1 protein-coding gene is annotated in these 586 nt (G+C 30.4%); it reads right to left on the bottom strand.

Features of this window, described 5'->3' with window-relative positions; genetic code table 11:
• Positions 1–481 (bottom strand): hypothetical protein (locus ACQ76X_RS36160; protein WP_438498703.1); only part of this gene is annotated, 481 nt, incomplete at its 3' end.
• Between the last annotated feature and the right edge of the window lie 105 nt (positions 482–586).

Here is a 586-nt window from a genome sequence, read left to right as displayed (position 1 = left end):
AAGAAACTTCAATATTATTTTTATCAAAAAGATATATCCTCTGTCCCTCAATTAAAATTTTACCAATCGGGTCTTCTTCCTGCGAATAAGCATATACAAGCATGCCCGATGTTTTATCATCGATGTATAGTGTGGTATCTATGAAGATTAAAGTGTCTTCAATTTTCCCAACGGGCACAACTTTCCGCTCGACATGTGGATTTTTAAATTTCTCAGTCATAAATGAATGCACATCTTCTGAAATTTTACTTAACTCAATAAACTCCTCTTTCTCCAAGTCAATAAAACCTATCTTTTTATTTTTATAAATATAAAGTTTATTTTCATCAAGAATCGAGTCGCTTGGAGAAATCGTATTATCGCCGGAAGGTAATTTATCAATTGAAAAACTCTTCACTTTATATTCATCTTTATTGAGATCGTAATCTAAGAGTATTATTTCACTTTCTTGCTTATCCTGGTAAAAAGCTGAAAACACCAATCGAATGATCTTTCCATTTTTTAACGTTTCCCCATTTGCTAGGAAGACGCTTTTATTTTTAAATTGTCATTATTTTTCAAGTCAACTTTATATTCTTTATTATTA

Source organism: Paenibacillus sp. IHBB 3054, assembly GCF_051594305.1.
Lineage (GTDB): Bacteria > Bacillota > Bacilli > Paenibacillales > Paenibacillaceae > Paenibacillus_AQ.
This window is presented reverse-complemented; position numbering and strand designations above follow the sequence as displayed.